The sequence below is a fragment of the Leptospira congkakensis genome, assembly GCF_004770265.1.
Lineage (GTDB): Bacteria > Spirochaetota > Leptospiria > Leptospirales > Leptospiraceae > Leptospira_A > Leptospira_A congkakensis.
In genome coordinates, this window is record NZ_RQGQ01000006.1 from 1 (window position 1) to 1,355 (window position 1,355).

Below are 1,355 nucleotides of genomic sequence, written 5' to 3' on the forward strand. Positions count from 1 at the left end.
GGTATGACTTCAAGAGATGGGTAATGATTAAGCGGCATGAGAATGGTAACGCTTTTTAGTAACCTTTCTTGGCTTATGAACTTTGTATGAATCAGGATCAGAAATAAGCAAGAAGAAATCGTTATCTATAACACCTAATTTGTAATTAGCGAACCAGATAGAGTAGGTATCCTTCTCTTTTTTAATACCAACATTGAATCCATTGAATGGATTTCCGATCAAAATGAGATGTCCAAGCCAGTTGATATAACCTCTGTCGTTAACATGTCTCTGCTTGAACCCAAAAGGATACGCGAGTAAGAGATCAGCATTAGGATCAAATTGCCTTTCTGACTTCACATAGACTTGTTCTGGAGTTTTCATGTTAAGAGATTCGTGTGGTCTCTCTCTGTTAAATTCGATTCTCCATTTATCAAATAACTTCTGATGAAGTGTAATGTTACCTACAATCTCATGTTGAAGTTCTCGAGCCATGTCCTTATGCATTCTTTCATGAGCTCCATTCTGGTAAGGTTTTCCAGGCTCGATTCGATCTAGCTTAATCCCAAGAGAGAGCCACCAAACAGAAAGCTTAGTGAGTCCGAGTAGAGATTGCATAGAAGCGAAAGGAGGACCGTTGTCAGACCTAATGATCTGAGGGAGCCCGTATATCTTAAATAACCGAATAAATTCGGCTTTTACAGAAGGTATATCTCCTTTGGAGAGAGTCTTTATAGATAGAATGTATTTTGAGTAATCATCTCTGATCGTTAGCGGATTTACTTTTTCTGAATCAGCAGTATACCACCAACCTTTGAAGTCAACAGTCCAAATGTGGTTAGGTTGAGTAGATTTTTCCGGTAGAGAAATTCTTTCTCCGAAATGTTTGACTCTCTTCCTTTTCTTGGGTAAAGTAAGTCCAGCTTTTTGGAAGATACGATCAAGAGTAGATTTGTCCGGAGGTTTAACATCCGGAAACTTTCTCTTGTATAGTTCTAGGATCTTCTTAGATCCCCAAAACTTCTTTTGGTTTTTGAGCTTAATGAGCTCAAGAACGACATCCTCAGGAATCTTCTTGGGGGAGTTCTTTGGAGTTCTCTTTTTATCTAGAAGTCCCGCTCTTCCCTCAGTTAAAAACCTTTCTTTCCATTTGTATCCACACTTAGTAGAGATGCCATATTCTGTACAGAGCTGAGTGAAGTTAATACCTTTCTCAAAGCTCGCCATAACGAATTCTAATCTTAAATCCACGACCTGATTCTCCTTCCAAGGCATCCCTATAGCCCTCCTGTAAAGGTGTTCTAAAGGGATGAGTAACTTGAAAGTGTTACCTATGTCTTGCTACAAAAGTGTTACCCATGTCCTGAGGCATACAA

1 protein-coding gene is annotated in these 1,355 nt (G+C 39.1%); it reads right to left on the reverse strand.

Annotated features, from left to right (window positions below; translation table 11 throughout):
- Window positions 1-27: 27 nt before the first annotated feature.
- Window positions 28-1,254 (reverse strand): integrase core domain-containing protein, encoded by a 1,227-nt coding sequence (locus EHQ70_RS05730; protein ID WP_135584403.1) that lies wholly within the window; start codon window positions 1,252-1,254, stop codon window positions 28-30.
- Window positions 1,255-1,355: the final 101 nt, after the last annotated feature.

Coding starts and splice junctions, on each gene's coding strand:
- EHQ70_RS05730 (WP_135584403.1), bottom strand. CDS start 1,254: ATGCCTTGGAAGGAGAATCAGGTCGTGGATTTAAGATTAGAATTCGTT.